Raw genomic sequence first — 15,561 nt, 5'->3', positions numbered from 1 at the left:
AGTTCCTTTTCGAAAAGAGGTGTTCATGTCCACGGAACTGCGTGGAATCGGCCGTCAACTCGACTCCCCGGCGAGCCTGGGCCGTGCCATCGACGAGTTGATCGCCGCACGAACCGAGCCGCCTACCCTGTTCGCCCTCGGCGAGCCAACGCACGGTATCGAAGCGTTCCCGTTGCTGCGCAACGAAATCCTCGACCAGCTCGTCCAAAGGGGATATCGGTCGGTCGTGTTGGAGACGGATGTCTTCGCCGCGTCCGTGGTCGACGACTACGTAGCCGGGGCATCGGCGGATGTCGACACGGTGCTCGCGACCGGATTCAGCCACGGGTTCGGCGCCGTGCCGGGCAACCGCGAACTCGTCGAATGGCTCCGCGCACACAATGCCGACCGCGCGCCGCGGGATCAGGTCCGCTTTCACGGCTTCGACGCGCCGACGGAGACCTACAGTGCGCCGAGCCCGCGACGCGCACTGTTCGCAGTCACCGACTACCTGCCCGCGGCGCTGCGACCCGAGTCGGTCCGCGACCTCGACGCGCTGCTCGGTGAGGACGCGGACTGGGCGAACGAGGCGGCCGCGTTCGACCCGGCGGTGTCCATCGGCGACTCCGACCGCGCTCGTGCCCTGCGCATCGTCGCCGACGACCTCGCCAGCGCGCTGCGCCGCGCGGCACCCGGCCTACGGCCCACCGACCCGGTTGGCTACGACCACGCGCTCGCGCACGCGCGCACCGCCCAGGGCCTGCTGCGCTATCACGCGGCCATGGCCACCCCCGCGCCCGGCCGTATCGCGACCCTGCTCAGCCTGCGCGCCGAGATGATGGCAGACAACCTGCTCGCGATCGTGGCAAAGGAGCGGTCACGCGGGCCGAGCCTGGTCTTCGCGCACAACGTGCATCTCCAGCGCGCGCAGTCCAATATGCGGATCGGCGAGCACGCCGTGAGTTGGGGCAGCGCCGGCGCACTCGTCGGACTCACCCTCGGCGAGCGCTACCTGTTCGTGGCAACCGACGCCGCCCCCGACAGCGCTCCCGGCACCTTCCAGCACATGCTGGCCGAGGCGACCACCCGACGCGCCCTGTTCCCGGCACCGGCCCTGCGCGCCGCGCTCCCCCCGGCGATCGACGCGGGCGAACCGATCGTGTCCGGCCACATCCCGCTCGACCCGGCGGACCTGGACGGCGCCGACGCGGTCGTCTTCGTCGCCGACACCGACGGAAAACGGCACCGGTACTGGTAGCGGCACAGCCGCTCATTCGCCGGCTCCGGCGTAGGTCAGTAGAGCGGTTCTTCGGGGGCAGGACTGCCTCGCCGGTGGGCCTCGCTCGTGAGGTGGCAACCGGTGCTGAGGCTGACGATGGTGTTCTTGGCCGTCCCGAAGATCAACTCGGCGCCGTACGGGTCGTAGAGGGCCACTTCGTGATCGCCGGGCCGGTCGACCACGGTCCGTGGGTCGGTGAAGCCCTTCTCCGCGGCCAGCTCGGTGACGAGCTCCACGGCACGAGGCCAGTCCTCGTCCGCGAGGTTGCCGGGCGAGCGGCTCGCGGCGATGTGGCGGACCTCCGCCTCGCGAACGGTGGACAACTCGCCCGGGCACGCGGAACCGCTGATCGGCTCTTCGGCGTCGAGGACGAACGGCTCGAGTCCGAGGTCGCTGACCAACCGGTTGCGGACGAGCTCGAGCAACGCGAGGTAGTCGCGCTGCACGGTCTCGATGTCGGGCCGGTCCAACAGCTCGTTGAACAGGGGGTTCACTGATCCGTCCTTCGCTGGGTCGGAGCCGCATCCGGTCACGAACAGCGCGACGGCGGATGCGAGTGCCGTGAGCAGGTGTCTTTTGTGCATCAGTCCGAGAAGGGCTCCGTCAGGGTATCGCCGAAGCCCTTCTCGGCGCCCTCTACGACTCGGTCCGACAGGCCTGCGGTGATGACCGCCATGTTGTACTGGCTGGTGCTGCCGTCGTCGAGATACGACGTGTGGCCGGTGACGCCCGTCAGCACGTGCCCGTCGCCGGGGTGTCGTGACTCGGCCGAGGAACCGTACTGCATACCGTCCATGTGGCTGGGGTCGATGCCGAACCGGCGGAGATCGCCCACGGCGTCGTTCTTCGCTTCGATGTAGGTGGAGTGACCGTCGGGGACCTTGACGTCCTCGAGGTCGTCGGTGCCGATTCCCGGCGAGCCGAAGAACACCGCATCGTCCACCCCGGTGTTGTTCTGGAGCGCGAAGCCGGTGGTGGTCGAACCGTAGGAGTGGCCGAGCGCGGTGAGGTGGGCATCGGTGTCCCGCGCGGTGTCGATGCCTTGCAGGAACGGGGTGAGTTTCTCCGCACCGGCCTTCGCGGCGCTGTCGAGCGCCACCGAGTTGTCGGAGAACAGGCTGCCCAGCGTGAGCTGCGGGGCCTGGTAGCCGATCCAGGTGACGGTGGCGACCGTGCCGCCGTCACCGTAACGGTTGAGTTCGTCTTCGGCCCGCTTCTGGAGGTGGTCCATGTTCGAGTCGTAGCCGGCCATGCTGTCCGGCACGTTGGACGTCAGGCCGGGGACGAACACGGAGACGTGGTCGGCGGTGTCGACGTTGCCGTTGGCGATGGCCGCCTCCGCGCGCTCGCTGTCCGTGTTGAACAGCAGGAGCTGCCGCTCACCCGGCCTGGCAAGGGTTTCCTCGATCGCCTTGATCGACTCGAGTTTCTCCTTGACCCGGTCGAGTTTGTCGTCCGTGTCGGTGAACACGCCCCCGAAGAGGTTGTCGTCCAGGTCGGCCTGCAAACGGCGGGCCTCCTCCTGTAACCGTTCCTTCTCACTGACCAGCAGTGCGCGGTTGGCCTCGTCCCTCGCGGTGAAGGGGACCCCGTCACGGTTGCCGATCCACTCCGGATGGTTGGTGATGACGTATTTCCGCTCCTCGTCGGAGAGCGTGTCCCACCATCCGGCGTTGTCCCCGGGCGTGCCCTTGCCGCTGGGCGGTTCCAGCACCGACAACACACCTTGGCGTTGCCCAGCCTCCGCCGCCGCGGCGAGCGTCGTCGCGCCGTCGTCCCCGATCTGCCCGCTCGCGACCTTGCCCAGTACTCCGGCGAGGTCGGAGTCGATGTCGTCGGCGCGGCGGAGGATCTGCTCCACGCGGTCGACGAGTTCGGCGCGGATCCGTTCCCGTTCGCGCCGCACCTCGTCCTCCTGCTCGGCGGGCACCGTCCGCGGTGGTGCGACGTCCTTGACGGAACCGTCGTCACCGATGGCGAACCCGTTGGCGGAGGCCAGGCCGTCGACCTCCTTGACGGCGTGCCCCAGACCGATGACGGCGTCCGCCGTCCGGCCGATCGCCGAGCGGGCGGCGGAAACCTCGGCGACGAGGTGTTCCATCCGGTCGATGATGGCCTTGTGTTTGCCTTTCGCGGAGTCGGCGGCGTCGCCGGCCCACTCCGCCGGGGTGCCCGTCGCGGCGAACTCGTCGGACAACCCGAGCAACGTGTCCGAACGGCGCTTGAGCTCCTGCTCGGCCTCGTCGAGCGGATCGGGGCGCCACTGTCGCACGTCTCCGTAGGTGGCCATCAATCCGCCCCCGTGCCACCGAACGCGGCGCTCGCGGCGTCTTCGTTGGCGCTGTAGTCGTCCGCCGCCGAGTTCAGCGCATCAGCGTAGTCATCAGCCTGCCTGACCCATCCGGTGAGCGCGGAATGCCACGTCTTGCCCACAGCGTCGAACGACTGTACACAGCGCGATCCGGGCATGCCGGCTCCAGCGCCGCGAACCGCCCCGACCAGATCGACGGCGGACACCTGTTCGGATGCCTTGCGCACCGCCACCGCAGCGGTCCGCAGGGCGCCGATCTCCGCCTGGTACCCGTTCACCCGGTACCTCCCCCATCATGTCCGCCCACACGGGCGCGAACGATTGCAGGAATGATGCCACTCACCGGCGAGCGTGCGCAGCAAAATCATGGCGAAGAGCCCGGTCACCGTCCTGATGCCGCTGGAACCAGTCCGGGGAGACCGTTTCACGCTCGTCCGTTCGGATATCGCGGTCGCTCCGGCCTGTTCAGCACCTTCAGGCCGTTCTTTCCTGCCGTCGCAGCGGCGCACTGCCCCTCAGCAGGCTCGCCGGGCGCGGCGTCGTTGTCGGCCGCCGGATCGGCGGCACCATGGCATCTTCCGGTCAAGACAGACCCGCTCCAGAAGGCACGGAGCTAACGTTCGCAGGCATGAACCCACTTCGACGTCCTCGTCTCTGGGGGCGGCTCGCGTCCTCCGTCGCGCTCGGCTTCGCGCTGTGGCTCCTGCTGGTCCCCCGGATCGCGCTCTACTACGTGGGTGAGGGCGGAGCGCCCTACGACGTCGATGTCAAGTACGCGTGGGGCCGCGGCACCAGCGACCAGGTCATGATCCTGCCCGCCGACCTGCTCGGCGAGGACGACCCGGTGATCGGCGGCGGGACGGTCGGGCTGGTCACCAGCGTTCGGCTCAACTGCGGTCTCGTATTCACCTCGGGCGACAACGAGGCGGACAGCCCCGGCGGGCCGGCGGCTTGCTCGGAGGTCGAGACACCGCGGCTGCTCACCGGTATCGGACTCGGTGTGCTCGGTGTCGCCGGGTTCGTGCTCGCCCGTCGGCTCCCGTCGACCCGGCACGAAGCAGAGCACGCATAGGAGGCGCCATGTCCACACAAGATGGTTCTGGGTCGACCTGCGGCCAGAGGTTTCGAGGCCCGCTTGTAAGCAGCCAACAACAAAGCCCACACCATCGCGAGCACACCGGCGGTGACGATTCCGTAGCCATCCGCACCACGACACCCTCGGTCCCGAGGGCAGACGTGGTACTACCGGGTGGTGACGGTGGACGCCGGGCCGCTGAAAGCCGACTCGGGGGCCGGGCACAATACTTCTCACCCCTGCGGAAGGCCGAGGGTTCCTGGCACGTCTACGGCGCGCTGCGTGTGTCGCTCCTGCTGTAAACCGTTGGCGTCGGACCGGGTTCTCAACGCCTACTCTTCCCTCCGCCCCCGCTACCACGCCGCTTCCGCTTCTTGTTGTCGCCGCACGCGACGAGGAAAGGCGCGGTGAAGAAACCGACAAGAAGGGCTCGGCGGTTGACTCGCTTGGTCATCAAAGTCTGCTCCCCAAGGATGTGTCGACAACAGCGCGCCGGAGAGTAACGCACACCGATTCCGTGCACGCCAATCCCCTTGTCTTCGGTCAGCACGGTCGTGCTCGTCATCGGGTTCGCCTTACCGGTCTTGTCACCACCGACCATGTTGAGAACCGATACTGCCCACCCGGCCTGGGCCTCCCGAAGGCAGCCGCCGATGAGCTCGGCTCATGGCTTAGCGCTGTCCACCGTTCCGATGTTTCTCAAGCTCCGATCAGCACAGTATCGGCATCCCACTTTCGCCTCGTGCGCTGGGAAGCAACGACGGAACGCAGGCTCAGTGGTTGAGGCGGAGCCATCCGGCGTAGCTGGCCGGATCGGAGCTGAATCGGCGAGGCGGACTGACCAGCACGGCGGTGGTGTCGCGCACCATCGGGTGCGGGCGGGTTTGCTGAGATGTGATCCGGTGTGCCTGCTGCGACGCCGTCGGCGAGGCGTCGCGGTCGCCGTGCAGCAGGTGGGCGCGAGTGAGGTCGATGTAGTGGTGTCCTGGGCGGGGGCGAGGCATGGGGTTGGAGAGGCTGCCGAACACCGGCAGCCTCTCCAACGACTGTCGGGTGAAGCGGCTCCGCGCTGGAGCGCGAGGAGGACGGTCACCCGAGAGGCGGAGAAGAGTTCGGTCGGTGTCACTGTTCGCTTTCTGGCGATGTCAGAATGGTCCGGGTGGATGAATGGATGACAGCCGTCGTCCTGGTCGCCCATGGCGAGCTCGATGTCCTGCAGTTACGTCAGGATGTGCCCGTGCCGCAGCCGGGTGCCGGTGAGCTGTTGGTGCGGGTGAGTGCCGCGGCGGTGAACAACACCGATATCTGGACCAGGCAAGGTGCGTATGGCCTGCCCGGACAGCCGGACGCGCTTGCGGGATGGCGGGGCGCAATCGCGTTCCCTCGAATCCAGGGCGGCGACATCGCCGGCACGGTCGCCGCCGTCGGCTCCGGAGTGTCCAACGATCTTGTTGGGCGACGGGTTCTGGTCGATCCGGCGTTGTATCGCGACGAGAGCGCGCAGGCGCCGCCCGTCGGGCTGCTGGGCAGCGAGGCCGACGGCGGGTTCGCCCAATACGTCGTGGTGCCGGCCGCTCAGGCCTACGACATGGCCGACTCGCCGCTCTCGGACGAGCAGCTGGCATGCCTTCCGGTGGCCTACGGCACCGCGATGGGCATGCTCGAACGCGTCGAACTCCACGACGGGGAGACGGTGCTGGTCACCGGCGCTTCCGGCGGAGTGGGGCTGGCACTGGTGCAGCTCGCGGCCGCGCGCGGCGCCACTGTCATCGCGATCACCAGCCGCTCCAAAGCCGACCAGGTCAGTACCGCCGGCGCAGCCCACGTCCTCGCCCGTGACGACAACGATCTCGCTTCCCGGATTCGCGCACTGAGCCCCGCCGGGCTCCCGGTCGTCGCCGACGTCGTCGGCGGGCGTTTGATCGAACAGCTCCTGCCCCTGCTGGCCGACGACGGGCGGTGGGTGATCGCGGGGGCCGTCGCCGGGCCAGTGGTGTCGTTCGATCTGCGGCGTCTCTACCTGCACAACCGGCGGCTGATCGGTTCGTCCATGCACACCCGCGAGCACTTCGCCAAGCTCGTCCAGGCCGCCCGCACCGGAAGGATCAGCCCCCGCATCGCTGCGCGCTATCCGCTTGCCGAGATCCACCAAGCGCAACGACGATTCGTTCAGGGTCAACACGCTGGCAAGATCATCATTCGACCCTGAAGTGCCTCGCAATCCCCCCACTCCGGGACAGAGCCGGAGGTTCACCTCAAGGCCAAGCCTGCCGATGATCTGCGGGCGGCCGAACGTGCGGGATGGACACCCGCCAGAGCTCCAGCCGGATGACCCTTTCCGGACGCCTTTGTCCGTGTCAACTTGCTCACGCTAGCCGGGCTGGAGCGTTCTCCTTCACCTGCACCGCTGGTTCCCCTGGACGAGTGAGCCCTCCACTGCAGCCTGGTCCTGTCCTGCAGGAGGAACGGATGCGCTGCGTGGTCCCAGGCGATCCACCGCTCGGCGTCGGCACCGCCACCTTCACACGGTCGGTGGCGCCTGCGCCGCGATCCGCAGCGACTCGGCCATCGTGAGGAACGGGGCCCACGTACCAGCCAGTCGCTCGACGGTGAAGCCCGCCGAGAGCAGGTAGGTAGCCGCCGTGATGACCTCCCCCGCTTCCTCACCCACCATGTGAACGCCCAGGATTCGCCCCGCTCCGGGCTCGGACACCAACTTCAGGAGGCCGTTGGTGCGTTGACTGACCATCGCCCTGGGCACGAAGGCAAGCGGCAACTCGCGCGTTTCGTACGGCTGCTCCGTGGCCTCCACCTCGTGAGGTGTCAGACCGACCGATGCTACGGCGGGCGAGGTGAAGGTCACCCGGGGCACAGCGGTGTAGTCCAGTGTCCGGGGGCTGTCACCGAAGATGTTGGACACGGCCGTGACGCCCTGGGCACCGGCCACGTAGACGAACTGCCGCTGTCCCGTGACGTCTCCTGCTGCCCAGATTCGCGGATGGACAGTGCGCAGGTGCTCGTCGACGGTCACCTCACCCCGCGGGCCCAACTCCACTCCGACAGCGTCGAGATTCAGGCCGTCCGTCGCCGGGCGTCGCCCAGTGGCGACAAGGATCTTCTCTGTGGGAATCCTCAGCTTGTCGCTGCCGACCGTCACTGTCGCGAGGACGCCGGTCCCGGTCGGCTGCACGCCGGTCAGGTTCGCGCCGGTCAGGAAGTCGATCCCGTCATCGGTCAACGCCTGCTGCAAGGTCGCGGAGATGGACGGGTCCTCGAACGGGGCGATCCGCGGGGCCAGTTCGACCACGGTGGTCCTGGCCCCCAGGCGGGAGAACAACTGGGCCTGCTCCAGACCGATCGCGTTCCCGCCGACCACGAGCAGGGACTCGGGGACCCGGTCCAGTGACATGGCGCTCGCGGACGTCAGATGGTCGACGTCCGCGAGGCCGGGGACGTCCGGGATGAAAGGCTGGGCACCAGTGGCGATGAGGACGTGCTCCGCGGAGATCGGGGTCTCCTCGCCGTTCGGCCCGGTGACCATCAGCGTGGGACGTTCCTGTCCGGAGGGTGTGAAGGACGCTGTCCCGCGCAGGAGAACGATTCCTGCCTGCTCGGTCGCCTTGACGTGGTCCTTCTCCCGCCGCTCGCGGATGAATTCGTCCTTGGCCTCTACCAGTAGCGACAGGTCGACGGGTCCGGCTGAGGTGAGGATGCCGGGGAATCGGTTGTTCTGGGCCGATGCTCGTGCGGCAGCCGCGGCGAGCATGTTCTTCGAAGGGATGCACCCGACGTTCAGGCAGGTGCCTCCGGGAGCGGCTCGCTCCACCATGGCGACCGACTTGCCGCGCCGTCGCGCCTCCGTCGCTGCGGCCTTGGCCGCCGATCCTGCTCCGATGACCGCCAGGTCGTAGATCTGGTCTTGACTGTTGCTGTTCATCACGGGCTCCTGGGGAGAGGTACAGATCAGACCGCGTTGTGGGCCTGTTGGGCGCTGCCGGGCGAGGACACACCCTTCGGTGTGCTCCCTCACTCGATGGACGTGATCACTTCCAGGCGCGGTCGAGGAAGTCGGCGATCAGGGGGCGATCTCCGGCAGGTGGGTGTCGAGGGCGAAGTGGCCGGTGCCGAAGAGGTGGAGTCCGGCCTCGGGCAGGTCGCACAGGTAGGCGCGGCCTCCGGGCTCGAGGAAGAACGGGTCGTTGCTGCCTCAGGCGATGAGCGTGGGCGGGGTGTGCCAGCTGCGCTTGCCAGCGCTCGGACTTGTCGAGGAAATACTGGTCCAGGATCCAACCGTCCGGGGCGATCATCCGGTAGCGAGAGCCAAGAACGTCGGTGAGGCGGCGGAACTGGTGCGAGGCGGAGGGGAAGCCGTGCAGGAGCAGCACAGGTGCAGCCGCCCTGTCGGCAGTGACTCACGGTGGAAGGCCCGGACACCGTCGACGTCGATGTGACGGTGGGCCGTGCGCATGATCCGATCAGACGTCATCCTAATCCCTTCAGGTGTTGATAACGCATTAGCGCTCGACGACGTCATGCTAATGCATCAAAGACTGAGATAGCATTAGCCTATGAGTGATGGGGTTCTACTCGTGGGCGAGCCGCTGGCATTGGACCTGGTCAACACCCGGTCAGCCGTCGGTGACGCGCTCGCCACACCGGAGGGTCTACGCGGTTGGCTACTCCTGGAGGCCGACCGGCTACCGGAGATGCCGCAGGAGATCACCGGGCGGGAACTGGAGGCCGTGCGCGCACTGCGGGAGCACACCGCACGCACGCTCGACCACGTCCGCCGAGGTGTCCGCCCCCGTAGGGCCGACATCGGCGCACTGAACCGGTTCCAGCGCGCAGCGCCCGCCATCAGCGAGCTGTCATGGCGCGAGACGGGGGTCGTTGCCACCCGTCGGCGCCTGGGGTCGGCGAGTGAACGGCTGACGGCATGGCTCGCCGAGGCCGCTGCCGACTTCCTGGCTCGCCCGGACGTGGCCAAGGTGCGCGAGTGTGAGGCCGACGACTGCATCCTGCTGTTCCTGCCGGCGCATCCCCGCCGTCGCTGGTGCTCGGCCGCCCGGTGCGGCAACCGAGCCCGGGTCGCTCGCCACTACCAGCGCCACAAGGCCGGATAGGCGAAGCCCCGCAGTCTGACTCGGGCCCCGCGGCCGATCCGACGCTCTCCCGGTGACCCGGCTCACTCCCGACGGAGTCGGCACGTCGCGGGAGGGCCGGGCCTATCGCTCCCCTGCCGCGTGCTCATCACCTCATCCGTTTGACACCGGCAACCAGGGTTGATACCCCTACGGGGTGGGGGTACGGAGAGTCTCTCGGTGAGCCAACTGCCCCGAGTGCCGGAACAGACTTCCCCAGACCATGTGAAGGAGTCGGTGTGACGACGAAAGCGGAACGGCGGAGAGTGTTGATACCGCTGTTGGTGATCGCTACCGCGCAGTTGATGCTGGTGTTGGACGACTCGGTCGTGAACATCGCGCTGCCGAGCATTCAACAGGCACTCGGCGTGGACCCGGTGCACCTGCCCTGGATCGTCAACGCCTACATCCTCGCCTTCGGTGCCCTCTTGCTCCTGGGCGGCCGGATCGGTGATCTGTGGGGGCGGCGCCGCACCCTGCAGACCGGCATCGCGATCTTTGTCCTCGCCTCGCTGGTGGGCGGTTTCGGGCAGAACGCCGCGATGCTCGTCGGCGCCCGGGCGGTGCAGGGGTTGGGCGCTGCGCTGGCCTCACCGAATGCCCTGGCGTTGATCGCCACCACCTTCTCCGAGCGCAAGACCCGGGACAGGGCGTTGTCGCTGTACGGGGCGATGTCCGGGCTGGGCGTCGTGATCGGCCTGCTGCTCGGTGGTGTGCTGACCGGCACCCTCGGCTGGCGGTGGGTGTTCTTCGTCAACGTCCCGATCGGCCTGCTCGTCCTGCTCGGCAGCCGTACCCTGGTCTCCGCCGACAGCCATGAGGGTCAACTCGGAATCACGGGCGCGGTACTGGGCACCGGTGGGATGGTCGCGCTGGTGTACTCGATCACCCGTTTCGGTGAGGACGGACTCACCGACCCGCTCGCACTCACACTCGTCGGCGTGGCCGCGGCGCTTCTCGCGGTGTTCGTCGCCACGCAGGCCCGCAGTCACAGTCCGCTGGTTCCGCTGAGCCTGTTCCGGGACCGCAACCGCACCGGGGCCTACGCGACCATGCTGCTGCTGGCCATCGGCCCCATGGGAACTCTCTACGTCATCACCCTCTACCTGCAGAAGGTTCAGCAGTTCAGCCCGATGCAGACAGGGGCGGCGTGGTTACCGTTCGCCGCCGGACTCGTGCTCGGCGCCGGGATCGCCCCGAAGCTGCTGCTGCGTGCCGCGCCACGCCTGGTCGCCGCCCTCGGTGCACTGCTGAGCGCTGCGGCCGCCTTTTGGTTCTCCACGATCACCGTCGATACGGGCTACTGGCTGCCTCTGGCGCCGGCGATGTTCGTCCTCGGGTTCGGCTTCGTATCAGGTGTCCTCGCGCTCACACAAGCCGCGGTCTACCGCGTCGACACGGACAAGGCCGGGATCGCCTCGGCCCTGCTCAACTCCGCTCAGCAGGTCGGCGTCGCTCTCGGTCTGGCTGTGCTCGCCGGCATCGCCGCGACCGTCTCCGCCGGGCCCGAGCACGCCGGGGACACCGCGGGAGCCGCCCTTGTCACCGGATACAGCACCGCGCTGGCCGTCGCCTCCGCGTTGCTCGTTACCGCGGGCGCACTCGCCCTCGTCACTCTCAACGCCCGGCCGGTCACCGAGACCGAGCAACACGGCACCACGACCACCCGCAGCACAACGGCAGCCTGACGAACGGCAGGCGGGCCCCAGATCATGTCCGGGGCCCGCCGAACGTCGTTGTCAGGTTCGTCCCTGCGAGTGGAGCGGCCGGGCATCACGTCGAAGCCTGGCGGAGAAGCCCTCACGCGGGGACCGCCCTCGACTCAGAGCGCGGCGCGGCCCTGTGTGGCCGAGGAGACGAGGTCGCTCTTGGGAAGGTCGCGCCCGGCGAGGACGGCGGAGGCCCACGTCTCGGTTTCGGTGACCGCGGCCCAGTTCGAGTGCAGTAGCGTCATCACCGTCTCGTGGACCTGCCGTGCCGGTGCCGTTCCCGCGTCGTTGGCGAGGTGGATGGCGCCGGTCGCGTCCGAGAGCACCTCGACTCGGAAGCCGAGGGGTTCGGCCGCGGCAGCGGACGTGAGGACGCAGTTGTTGGTCATATAGCCGACCAGGGTCAGCGTGTCGATCTCGTTCTCCCGCGCCCATTCCGCGAGGTCGGTGGCGGCGAAGATGCTGGAGAAGCTCTTGACCACGCGCTTCGACGCCACTCCTGCGCGGCGCTCGACCTCCGGGGAGAGCTCCCAGCCGGCAGAGCCCGCCGTGAAGACCGGGGCACCGGCGGGGTACTCGTGCTGGACGATCACGACGGGCACGTCCGCCTGCTCGGCGACGTCGACAGCGCGCAGGATGCGGGCGAGCGATTCGTCGCGAGGCGGGTACTGGATGGACAGTGGTCCGCCGAAGTACTCCTGCTGCACGTCGATGAGGACGAGGGCCCGGCGTGGGGCGTTCATGGTGTTCTCCTTGGTCGGACGGGTGCGGCGTGGATAACAGCGCCGGAACCCATCCTCGCCTCGGAAAGGGCATTACAGTGAGTGGCAGAGAAGCAGATGTTCGATGAAATCAGGACAAGTCTTGCGCATCGCCGTTCACGCTTTCGAGAAGATCACCGCGTTCCACCTCGCCGCGCCGCTGCTCGTGTTCGGCGAAGTGTCCCGGCAGGGTCTGGCGACGGGATGGAGCACCACGGTGTGGAGCGCGCACGGGTGTCCCGTTCGTACAGAGGAAGGGATCGTGATCGACGATCTCGCCGGGGCCGGAGCGGCGGACTCGGCCGACTTGCTCGTCTTCCCGTCTTGGCCCGATGACTTCCCGGAACCGGACGAGCGGCTCGTCGGCCTGATCCGCGCCGCACACGAACGTGGAGCTGTGATCGCCGGGCTGTGCCTGGGCGCGTTTCCCGTGGCGGCAAGCGGCGTGATCGACAATCGCGCGGCGGCCACGCACTGGGCCGCGGCCTCCCGGTTGTCCGAACGCTACCCCGCTGTCGACGTGCGCGCGGACGCCCTCTACCTGGATCACGGCGATGTGCTCACCTCAGCCGGTACGGCCTCTGCTCTCGATGCCTGCCTTCACGTCGTCCGCACCCGTCTCGGATCCGCCGCGGCCGCTGCTGTCGCTCGCCACCTCGTCATCGCACCACACCGGGAGGGCGACCAGGCCCAGTACATCGACCGTCCTGTCCTCGGTCACGCGACGGGCCCCATCGGGGAGACCATCGAATGGGCGCTCGCCCACCTCGATCAGCGTCTTTCCGTCGACGCTATGGCCGCCCGCGCACGCATGAGCCCGCGCAACTTCTCCCGCCGCTTCCACGAGACGACCGGGATGAGCCCGGCCAGGTGGGTGCTCACCCGCAGACTCGACGAGGCCCGCCGACTGCTGGAGACGACCACCTGGCCCGTTTCCCGCATCGCCGAAGTCTGCGGATTCGCCAGCACGGTCACCTTCCGGCAGAACTTCGTCGCACACTACGCGACCACGCCCACGTCCTACCGATACCGTTTCACCGACCGCGGCGATCAGGAAGCTCGACGCCTCGCCTAGCCCCAGCAGCGCCCGCGCGAAGCTGCCGGAAGGGCGAGGGGACACGGAAAGACTCGTCGGAGTACGTCCGGTCGCTCACGTCGGATACGGGCGCCGTCGCGATGGGCCGAGTCCGGTCGTGGCGGTGTCCTCGACGGACAGATCGGGGCCTCCAGACGCGGGTGAGCCGGGACCGCCAAGCAGGGTTGACCTTCAAGCCGGGTCGAAGGTCTACCGTCGTGGGGTGAGCACGATGCGGATCTCCCAACTGGCCGAACGCACCGGTACTCCGGCCACGACCTTGCGGTTCTACGAGACTGCGGGGCTGCTGCCCGCCGCGCGGACTCCGGCCGGCTACCGGGTCTACGGCGAGGACGCTGTGGAGCGGCTGGCATTCATCGGCACGGCCAAGCAGCTGGGATTGCCGCTGGAGGAGATCGCCGAGCTGTTGCGGGTGTGGGAGTCGGGAGCCTGCAAGGACGTGAAGGCCGACCTGCGGCCCCGGGTCTTCGCCCGGATCGCGGAGGTCGAGCGGCGCACGGCGGAGCTGGTCGCCTCCGAGCAGCAGTGCTGCCCGTTCTTCGACTTCCTCCTGCAGCTGGACGGCCCGGTGCTGCGCCTCCCAGGTCCGCGCCCCTGCCGAGGGCTCCGCCCTGCTGGCCGAGCTGTTCACCCCAGCCTGACCACTCCCCCGCCGCCGCGTCCGGCCTGCCATCACACAACCCCGCAAGGAGCACCGACGTTGTCACCCGCATCCGGCCTGGTCGCAAGGATGGAACGCCACCAGGTCGCCGTCTACGTGGGAGCGCTGGCGGCCGGGGCCCTGCTGGGCTGGGGTGCCCCCGGTGCGGGACCGGGGCTGGAGCACGTCCTCACTCCGGTGCTCGCGGCTCTGCTGTATGTGACGTTCTTGCAGGTACCTGCCGCTGAGCTGGGCCGCTCCCTGCGGTCCGGCCGGTTCCTGGCCGCAGCGCTGGTGGTGAACTTCGTGGTGGTGCCGCTGGTGGTCGCGGCGATGTTCGCCTTCCTGCCCGCCGACCGGGCCGTGCGCCTGGGAGTGCTGCTGGTCCTGCTGACGCCGTGCGTGGACTACGTCATCGCCTTCAGCGGTCTGGCGGGCGGCAGCAGCAGACGACTGCTCGCGGCAACGCCGTTGCTGCTGGTTGTGCAGATGGTGCTGCTGCCCGGCTATCTGCTGCTGTTCCTGGGCGCGGAGTTGGCCGACGTCGTCGAGATCGGCCCGTTCGTCGAGGCGTTCGTCGTGCTCATCGTCATCCCGCTGACCCTGGCCTGGCTCACCCAGGGTTGGGCCGCGCGCAGGGCAACGGGTCAGCGGGTCGCCGACGCGGTGGGCACGACGATGGTCCCGCTGATGGCCGCGACCTTGTTGACGGTGGTGGCCTCCCAGGTACCCAAGCTGGGTGACGACCTGGCCGCGGTGGCCCATGTCGTGCCGTTCTACGTGCTCTTCCTGGTCGCCATGGCCATTGCCGGACTCGCCGTCGCTCGCCTGTTCCGGCTGGACGTTCCGGCCGGGAGGGCGATCGTGTTCACCGGCGCGACCCGCAACTCGCTGGTCGTTCTGCCCCTGGCCCTGGCACTCCCCGATCAGCTCGCGGTCGCCGCGGTGGTGGTGGTCACCCAGACCCTGGTGGAGGTGGTGGGCATGGTGGTCTACGTCCGGGTGGTGCCCCGGCTACTGCCTGCCCCCGCCGGCATCGAACAGCCGCCCGGCCAGTGAGCACCGCTGTCGGCACCCCGCCTGAGTGATCTGGCCGGGAGGTCCGGACCGATCAACATCACCGGCTTGACCGTCGTGTTAGCCGTGAGGTCGACGATCGGGGCGGCCGCCGAAGGAGCGCTACGCCCGCAGTTGCGCTGGTCGGACAGGACCACGCGGTAGCGGTCCGGGTGGAACAGACTCCGCTGGATCTTGCTCGTCCGCGTAGGTCCGCAGCGCTCTCGGTGAGGGTTGAATCGGTCTCGTCGTTGCCGGTCGCTTCCGTGGTCGTTCGGTTCAGTGTCTCGAGGTCGGCGATCGCGTTCGATGGCGGAGGATTTGGTCTGCCCGCCGCCGAGGTACTCGTTACTGCGCTGGCCGCGGCCCGTCGTGGTGGATGCTGGCTCACTCCTCCTGCCAGACCGAATACTCGTCCGTGGCCGTGTTCGCCGCGACCAGGAAGTGTGACGGGAGATAGCCGCACCGGCCCTTTGTCACAGCGGGGGGTCGAGGCAGCAGTGGTATAGCCGTT

The 15,561-nt window shown here is 68.4% G+C and carries 13 protein-coding genes and 1 pseudogene; 8 read left to right on the top strand and 6 right to left on the bottom strand.

The genetic code is table 11. The features are described 5' to 3' along the window. Positions 1-25: 25 nt before the first annotated feature. Complete coding sequence (locus SACCYDRAFT_RS12330) at positions 26-1,237, top strand: erythromycin esterase family protein (RefSeq protein ID WP_005456529.1); 1,212 nt, start codon at positions 26-28, stop codon at positions 1,235-1,237. A gap of 35 nt (positions 1,238-1,272) precedes the next feature. Here the strand turns inward: SACCYDRAFT_RS12330 and SACCYDRAFT_RS12325 are convergent, their stop codons facing one another. Genes SACCYDRAFT_RS12325 through SACCYDRAFT_RS12315 form a run of 3 tightly spaced genes read right to left on the bottom strand, consistent with a single transcriptional unit; the run spans position 1,273 to position 3,847 of the window. Further along, positions 1,273-1,842 (bottom strand): LppA family lipoprotein, encoded by a 570-nt coding sequence (locus SACCYDRAFT_RS12325; protein WP_005456527.1) that lies wholly within the window; start codon positions 1,840-1,842, stop codon positions 1,273-1,275. Further along, on the bottom strand, positions 1,842-3,548 hold the full coding sequence (locus SACCYDRAFT_RS12320) for an alpha/beta hydrolase (RefSeq protein ID WP_005456525.1): 1,707 nt from the start codon (positions 3,546-3,548) through the stop codon (positions 1,842-1,844). The genes SACCYDRAFT_RS12325 and SACCYDRAFT_RS12320 overlap by 1 nt, the downstream gene beginning before the upstream one ends. Beyond that, on the bottom strand, positions 3,548-3,847 hold the full coding sequence (locus tag SACCYDRAFT_RS12315) for a type VII secretion target (protein ID WP_005456523.1): 300 nt from the start codon (positions 3,845-3,847) through the stop codon (positions 3,548-3,550). Before SACCYDRAFT_RS12315 ends, SACCYDRAFT_RS12320 begins: the two co-directional genes overlap by 1 nt. A 350-nt stretch (positions 3,848-4,197) precedes the next feature. On the opposite strand from SACCYDRAFT_RS12315, the gene SACCYDRAFT_RS12310 reads away from it, so the two are divergent. After that, positions 4,198-4,641 carry a hypothetical protein gene (locus SACCYDRAFT_RS12310; RefSeq protein WP_005456522.1) on the top strand — a complete coding sequence of 148 codons (444 nt, stop codon included), beginning with the start codon at positions 4,198-4,200 and terminating at the stop codon, positions 4,639-4,641. A 776-nt stretch (positions 4,642-5,417) separates the two neighbouring features. On the opposite strand, the gene SACCYDRAFT_RS12305 is transcribed toward SACCYDRAFT_RS12310, so the two are convergent. After that, positions 5,418-5,687, bottom strand: a complete 270-nt coding sequence (locus SACCYDRAFT_RS12305; RefSeq protein WP_157606502.1) for a hypothetical protein — start codon at positions 5,685-5,687, stop codon at positions 5,418-5,420. A 107-nt stretch (positions 5,688-5,794) separates the two neighbouring features. Between SACCYDRAFT_RS12305 and SACCYDRAFT_RS12300 the strand changes: the two genes are divergently transcribed. Further along, positions 5,795-6,853, top strand: coding sequence for a zinc-binding dehydrogenase (locus SACCYDRAFT_RS12300; RefSeq protein ID WP_232283825.1), 1,059 nt, complete (start codon positions 5,795-5,797; stop codon positions 6,851-6,853). Positions 6,854-7,165: 312 nt separating this feature from the next. Here the strand turns inward: SACCYDRAFT_RS12300 and merA are convergent, their stop codons facing one another. Beyond that, positions 7,166-8,581 carry a mercury(II) reductase gene (gene merA / locus SACCYDRAFT_RS12295; protein ID WP_005456519.1) on the bottom strand — a complete coding sequence of 472 codons (1,416 nt, stop codon included), beginning with the start codon at positions 8,579-8,581 and terminating at the stop codon, positions 7,166-7,168. 631 nt (positions 8,582-9,212) lie between these two features. On the opposite strand from merA, the gene SACCYDRAFT_RS12290 reads away from it, so the two are divergent. Both SACCYDRAFT_RS12290 and SACCYDRAFT_RS12285 read left to right on the top strand, forming a co-directional pair. Further along, a complete protein-coding gene (locus SACCYDRAFT_RS12290) occupies positions 9,213-9,767 on the top strand; it encodes a CGNR zinc finger domain-containing protein (RefSeq protein ID WP_005456518.1) in 555 nt (184 codons plus the stop codon). A 257-nt stretch (positions 9,768-10,024) separates the two neighbouring features. Continuing rightward, entirely contained in the window at positions 10,025-11,473 is a 1,449-nt protein-coding gene (locus tag SACCYDRAFT_RS12285; RefSeq protein WP_005456516.1) for an MFS transporter, read from the top strand. Between the two features lie 134 nt (positions 11,474-11,607). Here SACCYDRAFT_RS12285 and SACCYDRAFT_RS12280 read toward each other — a convergent pair whose 3' ends face one another. After that, complete coding sequence (locus SACCYDRAFT_RS12280) at positions 11,608-12,237, bottom strand: cysteine hydrolase family protein (RefSeq protein WP_005456514.1); 630 nt, start codon at positions 12,235-12,237, stop codon at positions 11,608-11,610. Between the two features lie 121 nt (positions 12,238-12,358). Here SACCYDRAFT_RS12280 and SACCYDRAFT_RS12275 point away from each other — a divergent pair, with 121 nt between their 5' ends. The 3 genes and pseudogenes from SACCYDRAFT_RS12275 (at position 12,359) to SACCYDRAFT_RS26625 (ending at position 15,050) form a co-directional block, all read left to right on the top strand. Continuing rightward, on the top strand, positions 12,359-13,330 hold the full coding sequence (locus SACCYDRAFT_RS12275) for a GlxA family transcriptional regulator (protein ID WP_005456513.1): 972 nt from the start codon (positions 12,359-12,361) through the stop codon (positions 13,328-13,330). Positions 13,331-13,562: 232 nt separating this feature from the next. Continuing rightward, a pseudogene (locus tag SACCYDRAFT_RS26900) lies at positions 13,563-13,865 on the top strand (MerR family transcriptional regulator); the annotation flags it as partial. Positions 13,866-14,081: 216 nt separating this feature from the next. Next, entirely contained in the window at positions 14,082-15,050 is a 969-nt protein-coding gene (locus SACCYDRAFT_RS26625; RefSeq protein ID WP_043537242.1) for a bile acid:sodium symporter, read from the top strand. Positions 15,051-15,561: the final 511 nt, after the last annotated feature.

The sequence above is a fragment of the Saccharomonospora cyanea NA-134 genome, from assembly GCF_000244975.1.
Lineage (GTDB): Bacteria > Actinomycetota > Actinomycetes > Mycobacteriales > Pseudonocardiaceae > Saccharomonospora > Saccharomonospora cyanea.
Note: the sequence above shows the minus strand (reverse complement) of the source record. Positions and strands in the feature narration are given on the sequence as shown.

What these genes read in the sequence shown, in the direction of transcription:
- SACCYDRAFT_RS12330 (WP_005456529.1), top strand. Translation starts at nt 26, where the DNA reads ATGTCCACGGAACTGCGTGGAATCGGCCGTCAACTCGACTCCCCGGCG.
- SACCYDRAFT_RS12325 (WP_005456527.1), bottom strand. Translation starts at nt 1,842, where the DNA reads ATGCACAAAAGACACCTGCTCACGGCACTCGCATCCGCCGTCGCGCTG.
- SACCYDRAFT_RS12320 (WP_005456525.1), bottom strand. Translation starts at nt 3,548, where the DNA reads ATGGCCACCTACGGAGACGTGCGACAGTGGCGCCCCGATCCGCTCGAC.
- SACCYDRAFT_RS12310 (WP_005456522.1), top strand. Translation starts at nt 4,198, where the DNA reads ATGAACCCACTTCGACGTCCTCGTCTCTGGGGGCGGCTCGCGTCCTCC.
- SACCYDRAFT_RS12300 (WP_232283825.1), top strand. Translation starts at nt 5,795, where the DNA reads ATGGTCCGGGTGGATGAATGGATGACAGCCGTCGTCCTGGTCGCCCAT.
- merA (WP_005456519.1), bottom strand. Translation starts at nt 8,581, where the DNA reads ATGAACAGCAACAGTCAAGACCAGATCTACGACCTGGCGGTCATCGGA.
- SACCYDRAFT_RS12290 (WP_005456518.1), top strand. Translation starts at nt 9,213, where the DNA reads ATGAGTGATGGGGTTCTACTCGTGGGCGAGCCGCTGGCATTGGACCTG.
- SACCYDRAFT_RS12280 (WP_005456514.1), bottom strand. Translation starts at nt 12,237, where the DNA reads ATGAACGCCCCACGCCGGGCCCTCGTCCTCATCGACGTGCAGCAGGAG.
- SACCYDRAFT_RS26625 (WP_043537242.1), top strand. Translation starts at nt 14,082, where the DNA reads ATGGAACGCCACCAGGTCGCCGTCTACGTGGGAGCGCTGGCGGCCGGG.